The organism is Pseudomonas paraeruginosa (assembly GCF_003025345.2).
GTDB classification, from domain to species: Bacteria; Pseudomonadota; Gammaproteobacteria; order Pseudomonadales; family Pseudomonadaceae; genus Pseudomonas; species Pseudomonas paraeruginosa.
The window spans coordinates 4312897-4329236 of record NZ_CP020560.1 but is presented as its reverse complement, the minus strand read 5'-3'; the positions used below and the strand labels follow the sequence as shown (position 1 = coordinate 4329236).

Annotated in this window: 12 protein-coding genes; 7 read left to right on the top strand and 5 right to left on the bottom strand. The window is 66.5% G+C overall.

Going from position 1 to position 16340, the window contains the following annotated elements; genetic code table 11:
* Positions 1-87: 87 nt before the first annotated feature.
* The 4 genes from B7D75_RS20550 to gacS all read right to left on the bottom strand — a co-directional run bounded on the left by B7D75_RS20550 (position 88) and on the right by gacS (position 4793).
* The gene (locus B7D75_RS20550; protein ID WP_003156439.1) at positions 88-495 is read right to left on the bottom strand and encodes an META domain-containing protein; all 408 of its coding nucleotides are present in this window, start codon (positions 493-495) and stop codon (positions 88-90) included.
* Between the two features lie 67 nt (positions 496-562).
* Complete coding sequence (locus tag B7D75_RS20545; RefSeq protein ID WP_003156442.1) at positions 563-988, bottom strand: hypothetical protein; 426 nt, start codon at positions 986-988, stop codon at positions 563-565.
* 35 nt (positions 989-1023) lie between these two features.
* Entirely contained in the window at positions 1024-2013 is a 990-nt protein-coding gene (locus B7D75_RS20540) for a 2-hydroxyacid dehydrogenase (RefSeq protein ID WP_107114368.1), read from the bottom strand.
* A 2-nt stretch (positions 2014-2015) separates the two neighbouring features.
* Positions 2016-4793: a two-component system sensor histidine kinase GacS gene (gene gacS, locus B7D75_RS20535; protein ID WP_003156446.1), complete on the bottom strand. Its 2778-nt coding sequence runs from the start codon at positions 4791-4793 to the stop codon at positions 2016-2018.
* A gap of 192 nt (positions 4794-4985) precedes the next feature.
* Between gacS and pirR the strand changes: the two genes are divergently transcribed.
* The 7 genes from pirR (at position 4986) to mazG (ending at position 15271) form a co-directional block, all read left to right on the top strand.
* On the top strand, positions 4986-5705 hold the full coding sequence (gene pirR, locus B7D75_RS20530; RefSeq protein WP_034080152.1) for a response regulator transcription factor PirR: 720 nt from the start codon (positions 4986-4988) through the stop codon (positions 5703-5705).
* Complete coding sequence (gene pirS, locus B7D75_RS20525) at positions 5705-7042, top strand: sensor histidine kinase PirS (RefSeq protein WP_079262200.1); 1338 nt, start codon at positions 5705-5707, stop codon at positions 7040-7042. Before pirR ends, pirS begins: the two co-directional genes overlap by 1 nt.
* A 227-nt stretch (positions 7043-7269) precedes the next feature.
* Complete coding sequence (pirA, locus tag B7D75_RS20520; RefSeq protein WP_012076915.1) at positions 7270-9498, top strand: TonB-dependent siderophore receptor PirA; 2229 nt, start codon at positions 7270-7272, stop codon at positions 9496-9498.
* A gap of 249 nt (positions 9499-9747) precedes the next feature.
* The gene (gene cysM / locus B7D75_RS20515) at positions 9748-10647 is read left to right on the top strand and encodes a cysteine synthase B (protein WP_034080150.1); all 900 of its coding nucleotides are present in this window, start codon (positions 9748-9750) and stop codon (positions 10645-10647) included.
* 8 nt (positions 10648-10655) lie between these two features.
* Complete coding sequence (rlmD, locus tag B7D75_RS20510; RefSeq protein WP_058129123.1) at positions 10656-12008, top strand: 23S rRNA (uracil(1939)-C(5))-methyltransferase RlmD; 1353 nt, start codon at positions 10656-10658, stop codon at positions 12006-12008.
* An 86-nt stretch (positions 12009-12094) separates the two neighbouring features.
* Positions 12095-14338: a GTP diphosphokinase gene (relA, locus tag B7D75_RS20505; protein ID WP_034080147.1), complete on the top strand. Its 2244-nt coding sequence runs from the start codon at positions 12095-12097 to the stop codon at positions 14336-14338.
* A 105-nt stretch (positions 14339-14443) separates the two neighbouring features.
* A complete protein-coding gene (mazG, locus tag B7D75_RS20500) occupies positions 14444-15271 on the top strand; it encodes a nucleoside triphosphate pyrophosphohydrolase (RefSeq protein WP_043102868.1) in 828 nt (275 codons plus the stop codon).
* 41 nt (positions 15272-15312) lie between these two features.
* Here the strand turns inward: mazG and lpxO2 are convergent, their stop codons facing one another.
* On the bottom strand, positions 15313-16251 hold the full coding sequence (gene lpxO2, locus B7D75_RS20495; RefSeq protein WP_012076910.1) for a lipid A hydroxylase LpxO2: 939 nt from the start codon (positions 16249-16251) through the stop codon (positions 15313-15315).
* Between the last annotated feature and the right edge of the window lie 89 nt (positions 16252-16340).

The window sequence follows — 16340 nt, the reverse complement described above, 5'->3', positions numbered from 1 at the left end:
GCGGAAGCCTAGGGACGCGTGGGTCAAGCGCGGATGAAATGGATGTCAAGAAAATGTAAACGGACGACGCCCGCGCCGTCCCTGGCTTCAGTCATGCTCCGGGACCAGGCGCAGCGGCTTGCCTTCGGCGGGCCACAGGCGCAGTTCGTCGGTGGGCGAGATATCCCAGTGCTGGACGTTCTGCAGCAGCGCCAGGAAGCGCCGCTCCTGCTCCATGATTTCCTCCGCGCACAGGCGCCGGGTACTGCCGATGGCACCGAACTGCAGCAACTCGTCCTTCAGGGTGTAGCTGGCGAACCAGTGGTTGCAGCCGCCGTTGCCGAAGGCGCGGCCCTGGCCGTCGAAGGTCAGGCTGATATGGCTGTAGTCCATCGTCGGCTGCGCGCCGACCCAGTCGACCTGGTAGGCCTGCTCGGTTTCCAGGGTGGTCTCCTGGCTGGCGCAGCCGGCGAGGAAGATAGCGGCGGAGGCGGCGAGGAGGAGGGTGGATTTCATGGCGTTTCCTTTGCGCAATTCGAACGGGCGATAGTTCACAGACCGTCGGTCGGACTGACCGTTCGCCTTACCGGCACTTCGGACACAGGTGCCTGCCTTCGCTGCTGCACCAGCCCAGCTCCTGGATGCGCGCCTCGGCGGCCGGCGCCAGGGCCTTGCGGCCGAGGCTGGCGTCGACGGCGAACTCGAAGTCGAGACGGGCCTGGCACTGGTCGCAATCGACCTGCCAGGCATGGATCGCCAGTTCGCGGAACGCCGGCCCGCGAGCGACCGCCAGCCATTGGCCGGGCGGGTTGATCAGGTGGCGGACCTTCTCCACGGTCAGGCGCATGCTCAGGGTCTTGCTGCCTTTGAGACTGACCAGCAGCACGTCGTCGGCCTTGATCGAGCCGCCGGTGCCGGTGACCTGGTAGCGTCCCGGGGAAAGCGCGCGGCATTCATTGAGGGTGTATTGCGGGTTGAGCAGGGTGTAGCGGAAATCGTGTTCAGCCATGGAGCCTCCAGTCAGCCGCGCATGCTACCACGCCATCAGGCCCTGACCCGATTGCGAGGCGTCCCGTCCTGCCAGGCGGCGATGTTGCCCAGGGTGGTATCGGCGATCGCCGCCAGGGCCTCGCGGGTGAGGAAGGCCTGGTGGGCGGTCACCACCACGTTGGGGAAGCTCAGCAGGCGTGCCAGCACGTCGTCCTGCAGCGGCTGGTCGGAGCGGTCCTCGAAGAATATGTCCGCTTCTTCTTCATAGACATCGAGGCCGAGGTAGCCCAGCTGGCCACTCTTCAGCGCCTCGATCAGCGCGGCGGCGTCTACCAGGGCGCCACGCCTGGTGTTGATCAGCATGGCGCCGCGTTTCATCGCCGCCAGGCGACGGGCGTCGATGAGATGGCGGGTCTCGGCGCTCAGCGGACAATGCAGGCTGACGATGTCGGACTCGGCGAGCAGTGTGTCGAGGCCCGGATAGCGGCCGCCGAGCGCTTCGACCCGGGGGTTGGGGTAGGGGTCGTAGGCCAGCAGCTCGCAGCCGAAGCCAGCCATGATGCGGGCGAAGGTCTCGCCGATCTGTCCGGTGCCGATCACTCCCACGCGCTTGCCGTGGAGGTCGAAGCCGGTCAGCCCATGCAGCGAGAAATCGCCCTCGCGGGTCCGGTTGTAGGCGCGGTGCAGGCGTCGGTTGAGCGTCAGGATCAGGCCGACCGCGTGCTCGGCGACAGCGTGCGGCGAGTAGGCCGGCACGTGCACCACCGGCAGGCCGAGCGCTTCGGCGGCGGCCAGGTCGACGTGGTTGTAGCCGGCCGAGCGCAGGGCGACCAGGCGCGTGCCGCCGGCGGCCAGGCGTTCCAGCACCGGCCGCGAGAGGTCGTCGTTGACGAAGGCGCAGACTACCTCGAAGCCCTGGGCGAGGAGCGCCGTGTCCGCCTGCAGGTGGGCCTGCTGGAAGTGCAGTTCGAAGCCGTGCCGGTGGTTGCTGGCCTGGAAGCTCTCGCTGTCGTAGGCCTGGCTGCTGAAGAACAGGATGCGCATGGTCAGAGTTCGCTGGAGTCGAGGCTGGTGGAGGACAGGTGGGTGGTCGCCGACGCGGTGCTGGCGAGGGCTTCGATGGCCTTGTCCAGTTCGTCCAGGGCGGCCGCCGCGGCCGGATCGTTCTGCTTGAGCAGGGTTTCGCTGGTCTGGCAGGCCGCGCGCAACTGCGGCACGCCGCAATAGCGGGTGGCGCCGTGCAGCCGATGGACCCGCTCCAGCAGGGCCGTGCGGTCGTCGTTGTCGCGCGCCTGGCGGATCGCCTGGCGATCGGCGGCCAGCGAGGCCAGCAACATCGCCAGCATGTCGGCGGCGAGATCGGCCTTGCCGGCGGCCAGGCGCAGCCCTTCCTCCGGGTCGAGCACGCTCAACTGGCCGAGCTGCGGCGCACGGCTCATGCTGGCCAGCGACTGGCCGAGGCTCAGTCCGGTCCATTTCAGCACCACCTGGGCCAGTTGCTGTTCGTCGATCGGCTTGGTCAGGTAGTCGTCCATGCCGGCCTGCAGCAGGGCGCGCTTCTCGTTGGACAACGCATGGGCGGTGAGGGCGATCACCGGCACCGGGCTGACTTCCCGCTCGGCCTCCCAGCGGCGGATCGCCTCGGTGGCCTGGCGGCCATCCATGCCGGGCATCTGCACGTCCATGAAGACCAGGTCGAAGCGTTCGCGCTGGACCACCTCGAGCGCCGCGTAGCCGCTATCCACCGCGGTGACCTGGGCGCCGAGGTCGCTGAGCAGGGTCTGCACCAGCAACAGGTTGGCCGGGTTGTCATCGACGCACAGCAGTCGTGGCGGCCGCCCCGACGCCGCGGCGTGCGGCTTGTCGCTGCGTGCCGGGCGAACCTGCAGCAGTTCCTGCAGCTTGCGTTGCAGTTTGCGGGTGCAGGCGGGCTTGGCCTCGACCTGCTCGTCGGGCAGGCTCGCATGGTATTGCGCCTGCTCGGTGGTCGGGCAGAGCACCAGGGTCTTGCAGCCGAGCCGCTCGAACTCCCAGAACGACTGGCTGAGCTGCTCCGGCGGATACATCGCGGCAGATACGCCGAGCACCGCCAGGCTGAGCGGCAACTGGCCGGGTGGCGGATTGCGCAGGTGTTCCTGGAGGCTGGCGAGGTCCTCGAACTCGCTGACTTCCAGGCCGAAATCGCTGAGCTGGTGGTGCAGCGCGCGGCGCGTCAGCTCCTGCGGCTCGAGCAGCGCCACGCGCTGGCCGGCGGCCCAGGAGGCGCCCGCCGTCTCGCTGTCTTCGCGGCTCTTGGGCAGGCTCAGGCTGATCCAGAACTCGGCGCCTTCGCCGGGCGTGCTGTCGACGCCGATCTCGCCGCCCATCTGCTCGATCAGGCGCTTGGAGATCACCAGCCCGAGGCCGGTACCGCCGGCTTGCCGCGACAGCGAGTTGTCGGCCTGGCTGAAGGCCTTGAACAACGCCTGCTGGTCGTCCTCGGAGAGACCGATGCCGGTGTCCTGCACACTTATCCGCAACTGTGCGCGATCGTCGCTCTCGTCCTCGAGCATGGCGCGCACGGCGACGGTGCCACCCTGGGTGAACTTGATGGCATTGCCGACCAGGTTGGTGAGGATCTGCTTCAGTCTCTGCGGGTCTCCCTGCAGCTGGACCGGAGTGTCGCGATAGACCAGGCTGACCAGCTCCAACTGCTTCTCGTGGGCAGCCGGGGCGAGCATGGTCAGGGCGTCCTGGATCAGGTCGCGGAGATTGAAGGGAAGGTTCTCCAGGACCAGCTTGCCGGCCTCGATCTTCGAGAAGTCGAGGATCTCGTTGATGATCCCGAGCAGGCTTTCCGCGGATTTCTGGATGGTCGAGAGGTAGTCCTGCTGGCGCGGGCTGAGCTCGCTCTTCTGCAACAGGTTGGTGAAGCCGAGGATGCCGTTGAGCGGGGTGCGGATCTCATGGCTCATGTTGGCGAGGAACTCGGACTTGATCCGGCTCGCCTCCAGTGCCTCCTTGCGCGCCAGGTCCAGCTCGATGTTCTGGATCTCGATGGTCTCCAGGTTCTGGCGGACGTCCTCGGTGGCCTGGTCGATGTTGTGCTGCATTTCCTCCTGGGCGCTCTGCAGCGTCTCGGCCATGCGATTGATGCCCGAGGCCAGCTCGTCCAGCTCGTTGCTGCCCATCGGTGGCAGGCGGGTTTCCATGCGCCCTTCCTTGAGCTGGGCGACGCCCTGGCTGATCAGCTCCAGCGGCGCGTTGATCGCCCGGCTCATGCGCAGGGCGAGCAGGGCGGTGACGCCGAGCCCGGCGGCGATCAGCAGCAGGCTGGTGAACAGGCTGCGGTAGCCGCGCAGCAGGGTGCCATGGTGCGACAGCTCCAGTTCGACCCAGCCCAGTACCCGTTCCTCGTCCGGTTCGGTGGCGCCGGACAGGCTATGGTGGCGACCGAGGACAGGCAGGAGGAAATGCGTGGTATCCAGCTCGGTGGACATGCTCAGGTGGCTGGCGTCGCCGGCCGGGGCCACGGTAAGCATGCTCGGCCCGGCATGGGCGAGGCGCTCCTGGCGGGCGTCGAGGAAGGTCACGGCGCGTACGTCCGGCTGGTCCAGGGCTTCGTTGGCGATGCGGTTGAGCACGCCGGTATCCTTGCGCGCCAGGGCGGTGGCGGCCAGCGGTGCCAGCTGCTCGGCGATCAACTGCCCGCGCTCGATCAGCTGGGCGCGCATGTCGGAGAGCTGGACCCAGGTGAAGTAGCCGCCGAGCACCATGGCCAGCAGGCTGGTGGGGAGCAGGGTGAGCAGCAGTACGCGCCCCTTGATGCCGAGATCCTTGAACACACGTCTCTCCGTCGAGCCTGAATCGGTGAGCGATGGCCGAAGCTCCCCGGCCATGCGTTTATCCCGCGCAGTTTAGCGGGTAGCGCAGGGGGAATGTGCTGCGACATGCGCAGCCTGGCGGATTCGGCTTGCGACGGAGCGGAAACATCGTGAATACTGGCACGATTGCTAATCAATCTTATTTGTCTCGCCATGATCCCGACCGCGACGCCCGAACCCCGCCTGCTGGCCATCGAGGACGACCCTACGCTGGGCGCTCATCTGTTCCGGCATCTCAATGGCAGCGGCTTCGAGGTGACCTGGTGCCGGGACGGCGAAGAGGGCCTGGCGGCGGCGCGCAACGGCGCCTATGACCTGATCCTCATGGACATCATGCTGCCCGGCCGCGATGGCCTGGAGATCCTCCGCCAGCTCCGCGAGGAACAGGCCCTGCCGGTGATCCTGATGTCGGCGCTGGGCGCCGAACAGGATCGTATCGCCGGCTTCAGCCAGGGCGCCGACGACTATTTGCCGAAGCCCTTCAGCCTGGCCGAACTGCGGGTGCGCATCGACGCCATCCTGCGCCGCATCGCCCTCGAGCGCGGCCAGCCGCCGGGTCGCGCCAGCGCGCCGCAGGCGCGGGCGGCGCTGCAGTTCGCCGCGGACGTCTGCGATGTCAGCCTCGGTGGAACGTTCGCCGACCTGACGCCGACCGAGTACCGTCTGCTGGAAACCTTCCTCGCCGCGGAAGGCGAAACCCTGACCAAGGCCTTCCTCTACCAGCAGGTCCTGCATCGCGGCCATACCCAGCACGACCGCAGCCTGGACATGCATGTCAGCCACCTGCGGCGCAAGCTGCAGCGTCTCGGCTACCACGGACACCAGTTGCATACCGTATGGGGCAAGGGCTACGTCCTGACGCCGGCGTCATGATGCCCAACCGTCATTCGCTGTTCTGGCGCCTGGCCCTGTTGCTGGTGGCGTTCTTCCTGCTGTCCGTGTGGCTGTCCTGGACCTGGGGGCGTAGCGCCGAACTGAAGGGCTACTACCTGTCCGCCGAAGCCCGCGCCAGCCTCGAGGACTATGCGCGACGGGCCGAGCAGGCCTGGCTCGACGGCGGTCGCGCCGGGGTCGACCGTTGGCTCGCCGAGCCGCGGCAGCGGGCGCTGGACTGGGTGGTGGTGCTCGACGGCCGGCTGCAGTCCCTGGGCAGCCGGCCGCTCACGGAGGAGGAGGCCGAGCGCCTGACCTTCCTGCGTGGGATCGACTGGCCGATGAGTTCCCGTTCCCTGTCGCGTCCCTTCATGAACCTGCGTTTCCCCGGCCATCCGCGACAGGGACGGGTAGTGCTGCGCCTGCCCGCCGAGTTCGTCCCTCCGGGGCTGTCGCCGGCCAAGCGCCTGGTCACCCATGGCCTGGTGCCGGCCGGGCTGGCGCTGCTGCTCGGCGTCCTGCTGTACCGCCGCTGGATAGTCCCGCTGGGAAGGTTGCGCGCGCAGGCCAATGCCTTGCGCGGCAACGACCTGACCGCGCGCACGCAGCCGCGGATCACCCGGCGCAGCGACGAACTGGGCGACCTGGGCCGAGCCTTCGACCACATGGCCGAGCGCCTCGACGAACACATGGTGCTGCAGCGCCAATTGCTCCGCGACCTCTCCCATGAATTGCGGACGCCGCTGGCGCGCCTGCAGGTGGCGGCCGAGAGCGAGCTGTCGACGGAGGCGCTGCGCGCCCGCCTGGAGCAGGAAGTGCAGGGCATGCAGCAACTGGTCGACAATACCCTGGAGCTGGCCTGGCTCGACACCGAGCGCCCGGCGCTGGCGCTGGAGGATATCTCCCTGCCGGCACTGTGGGACCTGCTGGTGGAGAACGCCCGCTTCGAAAGCGGCTGGGCCGCCGAACGCCTGCGCAGCGACCTGCCCGAAGATTGCGTGGTCCGCGGCAACCTCAATGGCCTGGCCCAGGCCCTGGAAAACCTGCTGCGCAACGCGATCCGCCATTCCCCGGAGGGAGGTGTGGTCCGCTTCTACGGTCAGCGCGAAGGCACATGCTGGCGCCTGTGCCTGGAAGACCAGGGCGAGGGCGTCGCCACGCAGCAGCTGGAAACCATCTTCCGCCCCTTCACCCGTCTCTCCTCGGCGCGGACCGGCAAGGGTTTCGGTCTCGGCCTGAGCATCGCCCGGCGCGCCATCGCCCTGCAGGGCGGCCGGCTGTGGGCCGAGGCCGGCGATCCGGGCCTGCGCCTGTGCCTGGTGCTGCCAGCGGCCTGAGCGCCTTTACAAATCACAGGATGTAAATGATCTTTACTATCCTTTGTGAATAATTATCATCCGTGGCGACCTCGCCGGCCGCTCCCGACCAGGGCCTACTGCCCGTTCGCCATGCCGTCCCGGGAGGTTTCTCGTACAGCGCCGGCGACCCGGTCCTCGGAAAAAACGTCAACGTATCGCTCGTGGCTCGCCTGCTGTTCGCTTTCCCTCGACAGGAGTAGTCACGCATGTATCCCCATTTTCGTCGCGGCCATCTCGCCGCTGCCGTCCTCTTCGCTTCATCGGGCCTGCTCGCCGGGCAGGCCCTGGCCGAGGACGAGCGCCTGGAAGAACTGGACGAACGGTCCGAATCGGTGGTCCAGCTCGGCGACGAGGTGGTGCTGGGCACCGCCGAGCAGGAGCTGAAGCAGGCGCCGGGGGTGTCGATCATCACCGCGGAGGACATCCGCAAGCGTCCGCCGGTGAACGACCTCTCCGAGATCATCCGGACGATGCCCGGGGTCAACCTCACCGGCAACAGTTCCAGCGGCCAGCGCGGCAACAACCGGCAGATCGACATCCGAGGCATGGGTCCGGAAAACACCCTGATCCTGGTCGACGGCAAGCCGGTGTCCTCGCGCAACTCGGTGCGCTATGGCTGGCGCGGCGAGCGTGACACCCGCGGCGACAGCAACTGGGTGCCGCCGGAGGAGGTGGAGCGCATCGAGGTCCTCCGCGGGCCGGCTGCGGCACGCTACGGTTCCGGTGCGGCGGGCGGGGTGGTGAACATCATCACCAAGCGTCCGACCGATCGCCTGCGTGGTTCCATGACGGTATTCACCAATATCCCGGAAAGCTCGAAGGACGGTGCGACCCGTCGCGCCAACTTCAGTCTCAGCGGGCCGCTGACCGACGCCCTGAGCTTCCGCGCCTACGGCAGCGCGAACAAGACCGATGCGGACGATACCGACATCAACGCCGGGCACAGCGTCGATCCCACGCGTACCGTGGCCGGGCGCGAGGGCGTGCGCAACCGGGACCTGAGCGGGATGCTGTCCTGGCAGGTGACGCCTGACCAGATCGTCGACTTCGAGGCGGGTTTCAGCCGCCAGGGCAACATCTACGCCGGCGATACCCAGAACAACAACGGCAACGCGAACACCCAGGGACTCGCCGACGATGGCGCCGAGACCAACCGCATGTATCGCGAGAACTACGCCATCACCCACAACGGTACCTGGGAGTTCGGCACCTCCAAGTTCGTCGCCCAGTACGACTCCACCCGCAACAACCGGCTGGAGGAAGGCCTGGCCGGCTCCGTCGAAGGACAGATCGGCGCCGATCGGTCGTTCAGCACCAGCAAGCTGGAGAACTACCGGCTCAACGGCGAACTGAACCTGCCGCTGCACGCACTGTTCGAGCAGGTCCTGACCGTAGGCGCGGAGTGGAACAAGGAAACCCTCAACGATCCGTCCTCGCTCAAGCAGGGCTTCGTAGGTGGCGACAGCCTGCCGGGGACCCCGGCGGCGGGCTCGCGAAGCCCGAAAAGCAAGGCTGAAATCCGCGCGCTGTATGTCGAGGACAACATCGAACTACGTCCCGGCACCATGCTCACCCCCGGCCTGCGCCTGGACGACCACAGCGACTTCGGCCTGAACTGGAGCCCGAGCCTGAACGCCTCGCAGGCGCTCGGCGAATACTTCACGGTCAAGGCCGGCATCGCTCGCGCCTTCAAGGCACCCAACCTGTACCAGAGCAATCCCAACTATCTGCTCTATACCCGTGGCAACGGCTGCCCGATCCAGACCAGCAGCGGCGGCTGCTACCTGGTCGGCAACGAGAACCTGGATGCCGAGACCAGCGTCAACAAGGAGCTTGGCCTGGAGTTCCGGCGCGACGGCTGGGTCGCCGGGATCACCTACTTCCGCAACGACTACAAGAACAAGATCGTCGCGCCGCTGGATGTCATGGGACAGACCGGCAGCGGCAACAACATCCTGCAATGGAGCAATGCGAAGAAGGCGGTGGTCGAGGGGCTGGAGGGCAACCTGCTGGTACCGTTGCAGGCTGACCTGAGCTGGAGCACCAACCTGACCTACATGCTGCAATCCAAGGACAAGGACACCGGCAACCCACTCTCGGTGATCCCCGAGTACACCCTGAATTCGACTCTCGACTGGCAGGCCAGCGAACGCCTTTCCACGCAACTGACCAGTACCGTATACGGACGCCAGGAGCCGCCGAAGCACGCCACCAGCCGCGGCAGCCGGGCCATCTCGCGCAAGGAAGTGGGAACCTACGGCATCTGGGGAGTCAGTGCCGGCTATACCTTCAGCGAAAACCTGAGCGTACGCGGCGGGGTCAGCAACCTCTTCGACAAGCGCCTGTACCGCCAGGGCAATTCGTTCGACGCCGGTGCCGCGACCTACAACGAGCCGGGGCGCGCCTACTACGTGTCGGTGACCACCTCGTTCTGAACGGGGGCGCCATTCGAGCCTTCGCCGACAGGCGCGATGCCTGTCGGACCATTCCCGACCGTTGGTCAGTCATCGACCAGCCAACGGTCGGACGCTCCTTCGGTTACCTCCTCCCCCGCGTCGCATGCGGTTTCGGGCGCTTCTTCGGCGCAAATGACATGCATGAGCGGATATTGCGGTGCTAGGGTCAGGCAACAGTTTCCCGGTATCATGCTCAGCCTTTACCGTCAGTGCCGAACGAGTGCCTCCATGACCGTGCAGTACCCGACTATCGCCGACTGCGTCGGCAATACCCCTCTGGTGCGCCTGCAGCGCCTGCCCGGGGAAACCTCCAATACCCTGCTGGTGAAGCTCGAGGGCAACAACCCGGCGGGGTCGGTGAAGGACCGCCCGGCACTGTCGATGATCACCCGTGCCGAGCTGCGTGGCGATATCCGCCCCGGCGACACGCTGATCGAGGCCACTTCCGGCAACACCGGCATCGCCCTGGCGATGGCGGCGGCGATCAAGGGCTACAAGATGATCCTGATCATGCCGGACAACTCCACCGCCGAACGCAAGGCGGCGATGACCGCTTATGGCGCCGAGCTGATCCTGGTCAGCAAGGAAGAGGGCATGGAAGGTGCCCGCGACCTGGCCGACGCGTTGCAGCGCGAAGGCCGCGGCAAGGTCCTCGACCAGTTCGGCAACGGCGACAACCCGCAAGCCCATTACCACAGCACCGGTCCGGAAATCTGGCAGCAGACCGGCGGCAGCATCACCCATTTCGTCAGTTCCATGGGCACCACTGGCACCATCATGGGCGTGTCGCGCTATCTCAAGGAGCAGAACCCGGCGGTGCAGATCGTCGGCCTGCAGCCGATGGAGGGCTCGGCGATCCCGGGCATCCGCCGCTGGCCGCAGGAATACCTGCCGAAGATCTACGATGCCAGCCGCGTCGACCGGGTCGTCGACATGCACCAGGACGAGGCCGAGGACGTGATGCGCCGGCTGGCCCGCGAGGAAGGCATCTTCTGCGGCGTGTCGTCCGGCGGGGCGGTGGCGGCGATGCTGCGCCTGTCCCGCGAACTGGAAAACGCGGTGCTCGTCGCGATCATCTGCGACCGTGGCGACCGTTACCTGTCTTCCGGTGTCTATGCCCCGCGCTGAGCATGTCCATGGCGAGAAATAAAGGCGGCTTGCGCTTCCAGCCCAGTGGCGGCGCGCGTGGTCCCGCGATTCCAGTCGGCAAGAAGCAGCGTCTGCGGATCGAACGCCTGGCCCATGACGGGCGTGGCATAGCCCATGAGGCCGGGATGACCTGGTTCGTCAGCGGCGGCTTGCCCGGCGAAGAGCTGGAGGCCCGGGTACTCGGCGCGCGCAGCAAGGTGGTGGAGGCGCGCAGCGAACGTCTGTTCGGCAGCAGCGAACTGCGCCGCCGGGAGCCGTGCTCCGTTGCCGGGCGTTGTGGCGGTTGCACCCTGCAGCACCTTGGTCACGCGGAACAGTTGGCGCTGAAGCAGCGCACCCTGCAGGAACAGTTGCAGCGTTTCGCCGGCATCGAGCCGGAGGAGTGGGCGCCGCCGCTGGTCGGGCCCGAGTTCGGCTATCGCCGCCGCGCGCGTATCGCCGTGCGCTGGGAGCCGAAGTCGCGGCGCCTGGAGGTCGGCTTCCGGGCATCCTCCAGCCAGGAGATCGTCGCCTTCGATGAATGCCTGGTGCTGGTGCCTGCACTGCAAACGATTGCCCAGGCTCTGCCGGTGCTGCTGCGGGGCTTTCGCAAGCCGGAAGCCATCGGCCACGTCGAACTCTTCCATGGCACGGCCAGTGCACTGCTGCTGCGTCATACGGTGGCCCTCGCCGTCGAGGACCGCCGGCGCCTGGAGGATTTCTGCGCCGAGCACCAGGCCCAGCTCTGGCTGCAGGGGACGGACGAACCCAGGCCGGTGGAGCCTGCGGCCGAACTGGGCTATGCCCTGGATGACTGGAAACTGACGCTGGCCTATCGGCCGGGCGATTTCGTCCAGGTCAACGCGCCGGTCAACCGGCTGATGGTCCGCCAGGCGCTGGAATGGCTGGCGCCGGGTGCCGAGGAACGAGTTCTCGACCTGTTCTGCGGGCTGGGCAACTTCTCCCTGCCGCTGGCGCGCCAGGTGGCGCAGGTGGTCGGGGTGGAGGGCGTGGCGGCGATGGTCGGGCGGGCAAGCGCCAACGCGCTGGCCAATGGCCTGGCCAACGCGCATTTTTTCCAGGCCGATCTGTCCAAAGCGCTTGCCGAAGCGCCCTGGGCGGCGCAAGGTTTTACCGCCGTACTGCTCGATCCGCCACGCGATGGCGCGTTGGAGGCGGTACGGGGAATGAGTTCCCTGGGTGCCCGCCGGGTAGTCTATGTATCCTGCAATCCGGCGACCCTGGCGCGCGACGCTGGCGAAATGGCCAGGCAGGGCTATCGTCTGAAGCGCGCCGGAATCCTCGACATGTTCCCGCAGACGGCGCATGTCGAGGCCATGGCTTTGTTCGAGGCAGGCTAGGATGCCTGCGTAATCCGACCAGCCCGAACGAGAAGGCTGGCGCAGTCATCGGTGGGCTACGCGCACCGTGGTAAAGGGTAGGCAAGATGGTACAGGTGAGAGCGCACCAGCCGGTCAACACCGACGGCAGTATCAACCTCGAGGCCTGGCTGGACCACGTCCAGAACCTCGTCCCCGGGCTCGATCGTCAGGGCTTGCTGGAGGCTTGCGAGTTCGCTCGCGAATCCGAACAGCGAGCCATCGCCGCACAGAACTCCTGGGCGGAAGGCACCTCCAGTTTCCAGACGGGCCTGGAGATCGCCGAGATTCTCGCGGACCTCAAGCTGGACCAGGAGTCCCTGGTCGCCGCGGTCATCTACCGTGGCGTACGCGAAGGCAAGATCACCCTCGAGGCGGTCAACAAGCGCTTCGGGCCGGTGGTGGCCAAGCTGATCGAGGGCGTCCTGCGCATGGCGGCGATCAGCGCCAGCCTCAATCCGCGCCATTCCATGGTGCTGGGCACCCAGGCACAGGTGGAGAACCTGCGCAAGATGCTGGTGGCGATGGTCGACGACGTTCGCGTCGCCCTGATCAAACTGGCCGAGCGCACCTGCGCGATCCGCGCGGTGAAGAACGCCGACGAGGAGAAGCGCCACCGCGTCGCCCGTGAAGTCTTCGACATCTATGCACCGCTGGCCCACCGCCTGGGTATCGGGCATATCAAGTGGGAACTGGAAGACCTGTCCTTCCGCTACCTCGAGCCCGACCAGTACAAGCAGATCGCCAAGCTGCTGCACGAGCGCCGACTGGATCGCGAGCAATACATCGCCAACGTGATGAGCCAGCTCAAGGAGGCCCTGGCCGCCACCGGCGTGCAGGCCGACCTCAGCGGACGGGCGAAGCACATCTACTCCATCTGGCGCAAGATGCAGCGCAAGGGCCTGGATTTCAGCCAGATCTACGACGTTCGCGCCGTCCGCGTGCTGGTTCCGGAGATGCGCGACTGCTATACCGCGCTGGGCATCGTGCATACCTTGTGGCGGCACATTCCCAAGGAATTCGACGACTACATCGCCAACCCCAAGGAAAACGGCTACCGCTCGCTGCATACCGCGGTGATCGGGCCGGAGGGCAAGGTGCTGGAAGTACAGATCCGCACCCATTCCATGCACGAGGAGGCCGAGCTAGGTGTCTGCGCGCACTGGCGCTACAAGGGCACCGACGTCAAGGCCAGTTCCAACCATTACGAGGAGAAGATCTCCTGGCTGCGCCAGGTCCTCGAATGGCACGAGGAACTGGGCGATATCGGCGGGCTGGCGGAGCAACTGCGGGTCGACATCGAGCCGGACCGGGTCTACGTCTTCACCCCCGACGGACACGCCATCGACCTGCCCAAGGGCGCGACGCCTCTGGATTTCGCCTATCGGGTGCATACCGAGGTCGGGCACAACTGCCGTGGGGCGAAAATCAACGGTCGTATCGTGCCGCTGAACTACAGCCTGCAGACCGGCGAGCAGGTCGAGATCATCACCGGCAAGCACAGTGGCCCGAGCCGTGACTGGCTGAACAGCAACCTCGGCTATGTCACCACCTCGCGGGCGCGGGCGAAGATCGTCCACTGGTTCAAGCTGCAGGCCCGCGACCAGAACGTGGCGGCCGGCAAGGCGTTGATCGAGCGCGAGCTGTCGCGCCTGGCGCTGCCGCCGGTGGACTTCGACCGCCTGGCGGAGAAGGCCAATGTACGGACCGCCGAGGACATGTTCGCCGCCCTTGGCGCCGGGGACCTGCGCCTGGCGCACCTGGTCAACTACGCCCAGCAACTGGTCGAGCCGGATCGTGACAGCGAACAGCTCGAGCTGATTCCGCGCAAGCCGAGCAAGATCGGCCACGGCAAGCGTGGTGACGTGCAGATCCAGGGCGTCGGCAACCTGCTGACGCAGATGGCCGGGTGCTGCCAGCCATTGCCGGGCGATCCCATCGTCGGCTACATCACCCTCGGCCGTGGCGTCACCATCCATCGCCAGGATTGCGCCACCGCGCTGCAACTGGCGGGGCGCGAGCCGGAGCGGATGATCCAGGTCAGCTGGGGGCCGGAGCCGGTCCGCACCTATCCGGTGGATATCGCGATCCGTGCCTACGACCGTTCCGGCCTGCTGCGCGACGTCTCCCAGGTCCTGCTCAACGAGCGGATCAACGTGCTGGCGGTGAACACCCGCTCGAACAAGGAAGACAACACCGCGACCATGCAGCTGACCATCGAGATTCCCGGCCTGGACGCCTTGGGGCGCCTGCTGGCGCGTGTCTCGCAACTGCCCAACATCATCGAGGCGCGGCGCAACCGCACGCCCTGAGGCTGGGCAGCCAGGCCACGGGTGGCCGCTGGCCGCGCGTGGCCTTTGGTTTTTCGCAAAGGGCTGAATGCGCCCGTATCCTTCACTGACGATTCGAGATGCCCCATGTACCGACTCGACGACCTGCTCCACCTCATGGCGCGCCTGCGCGATCCTGAATTCGGCTGTCCGTGGGATCTCCAGCAGAGCTACGCGACCATCGTCCCGCATACCCTGGAAGAGGCCTATGAGGTGGCGGATGCCATCGAACAGGAGGATTTCCCACAATTGCGCGAGGAACTGGGCGACCTGCTGTTCCAGGTGGTCTACTACAGCCAGTTGGCGCGCGAGGAAGGTCGTTTCGCCTTCGACGAGGTGGTGGATGGCATCACCCGCAAACTGATCCGCCGGCATCCCCATGTATTCCTGGATGGCGACCTCTACGGCAAGCCCGATGCGGCGAAGCTCGCCGAAGCGGCGGTCAGGCAGCGCTGGGAAGAACTCAAGGCCGAGGAGCGCGCGGAGAAGGCCCGGGAGCCGCAGCAACTGTCGCTGCTGGATGATGTGCCGGCGGCCCTGCCGGCCCTGTCGCGGGCGGCGAAGTTGCAGAAGCGCGCGGCCCAGGTCGGCTTCGACTGGCCGGAGGCGTTGGCGGTGGTGGACAAGGTGCGGGAGGAACTGGACGAGGTGCTCGAAGCGATGGCGAATGGCGACGAGCGCGCCGCGGGCGAGGAAGTCGGGGACCTGCTGTTCGCCGCGGTCAACCTGGCCCGGCACCTGAAGGTCGACCCGGAAGCCACGCTGCGCCAGGCCAATGGCAAGTTCGAGCGGCGCTTTCGTTTCATCGAGCAGAACCTGCGCGAAGCAGGCCGCAAAGCCGAAGAGTGTTCGCTGGAAGAGCTGGACCGCCTCTGGGGCGAGGCGAAGAAAGCAGAGAAGCCGTCGGGTTGCTGAGAGGTAGTTGCCGTGGCGGCGGGGCCGCCACGGCATCGGAATCAACCGAAGATCCAGCGATAGAGCGCTACCAGCAGGATCACCGCCAGCACCGGGCGGAGGATCCTGTAGGCCTTCGGATAGGCGCGCTTGAAGCGCTTCACCTGGGCGCCGATGGCGTTGCCGACGCGAATGGCCACCGAATAGGCCTGGTTGATGCTGCCGACACGCTCGCCCTCGACGTTCTGCGGTGCGGTGGCGCGCCCGAGGATACCGCTGATCCAGCGGTTGAGGCGGGTCAGCAGGCGCGAGCGGAGAGGGCGTTCGATATCGCAGAACAGGATCACCCGGGTCTGCTCGGTTTCATTCTTCACCCAGTGAACGAAGGTCTCGTCGAACATCACGTCTTCGCCATCGCGCCAGGCATAAGGCTGGCCGTCGACGTAGATGCGGCAGTTGTCCGAGTTCGGCGTGGACAGGCCGAGGTGGTAGCGCAGCGAGCCTCCGAACGGATCACGGTGCGGGTTCAGGTGACTGCCGCCGGGAAGTAGGGTGAACATCGCCCCCTTGACGTTGGGAATGCGGCTCACCAGCTCCACGGTCTTCGGGCAGAGCTTCTGGGCGGACGGCAGCGGACCGTCGTACCAGGTCAGGTAGAAGCGCTTCCAGCCCTTCTTGAAGAACGAGCCGAAGCCGGCTTCGTTGTTGTTCAGGGCGGCGCGGATGTAACCCTCGTCGAACAGGTTGAGGGCTTCTTCGCGAATGGTCTGCCAGTTGTTCTTCAGCTCGTCCAGCTCGGGAAAGCGACTGCGATCCAGATAGGGCCTGGAGGGAACGCTGGAGAACAGGTACATCAGCGAGTTGTAGGGGGCGAACCAGGCGGAGTGGTTGACCAGTTGGCGCAGGAAGGGCAAGCGCGCGCGCCCGCGGAAGTGAACGAACAGCACGCTGGCGACGAACAGGCCTACCAGGGTGACTTTTACCAGGAGAGAAACGCTCATGCCTTGCTTTCCATGCCTTCGATGTCAGGGGCCGGGAGGAGTGCCTGCGAGTGCTCGGGACGACAAGGAGGGGAATCCGGGCATGCGTG

What these genes read in the sequence shown, in the direction of transcription:
- B7D75_RS20550 (WP_003156439.1), bottom strand. Translation starts at nt 495, where the DNA reads ATGAAATCCACCCTCCTCCTCGCCGCCTCCGCCGCTATCTTCCTCGCC.
- B7D75_RS20545 (WP_003156442.1), bottom strand. Translation starts at nt 988, where the DNA reads ATGGCTGAACACGATTTCCGCTACACCCTGCTCAACCCGCAATACACC.
- B7D75_RS20540 (WP_107114368.1), bottom strand. Translation starts at nt 2,013, where the DNA reads ATGCGCATCCTGTTCTTCAGCAGCCAGGCCTACGACAGCGAGAGCTTC.
- pirR (WP_034080152.1), top strand. Translation starts at nt 4,986, where the DNA reads ATGATCCCGACCGCGACGCCCGAACCCCGCCTGCTGGCCATCGAGGAC.
- pirS (WP_079262200.1), top strand. Translation starts at nt 5,705, where the DNA reads ATGCCCAACCGTCATTCGCTGTTCTGGCGCCTGGCCCTGTTGCTGGTG.
- pirA (WP_012076915.1), top strand. Translation starts at nt 7,270, where the DNA reads ATGTATCCCCATTTTCGTCGCGGCCATCTCGCCGCTGCCGTCCTCTTC.
- cysM (WP_034080150.1), top strand. Translation starts at nt 9,748, where the DNA reads ATGACCGTGCAGTACCCGACTATCGCCGACTGCGTCGGCAATACCCCT.
- rlmD (WP_058129123.1), top strand. Translation starts at nt 10,656, where the DNA reads ATGGCGAGAAATAAAGGCGGCTTGCGCTTCCAGCCCAGTGGCGGCGCG.
- relA (WP_034080147.1), top strand. Translation starts at nt 12,095, where the DNA reads ATGGTACAGGTGAGAGCGCACCAGCCGGTCAACACCGACGGCAGTATC.
- mazG (WP_043102868.1), top strand. Translation starts at nt 14,444, where the DNA reads ATGTACCGACTCGACGACCTGCTCCACCTCATGGCGCGCCTGCGCGAT.
- lpxO2 (WP_012076910.1), bottom strand. Translation starts at nt 16,251, where the DNA reads ATGAGCGTTTCTCTCCTGGTAAAAGTCACCCTGGTAGGCCTGTTCGTC.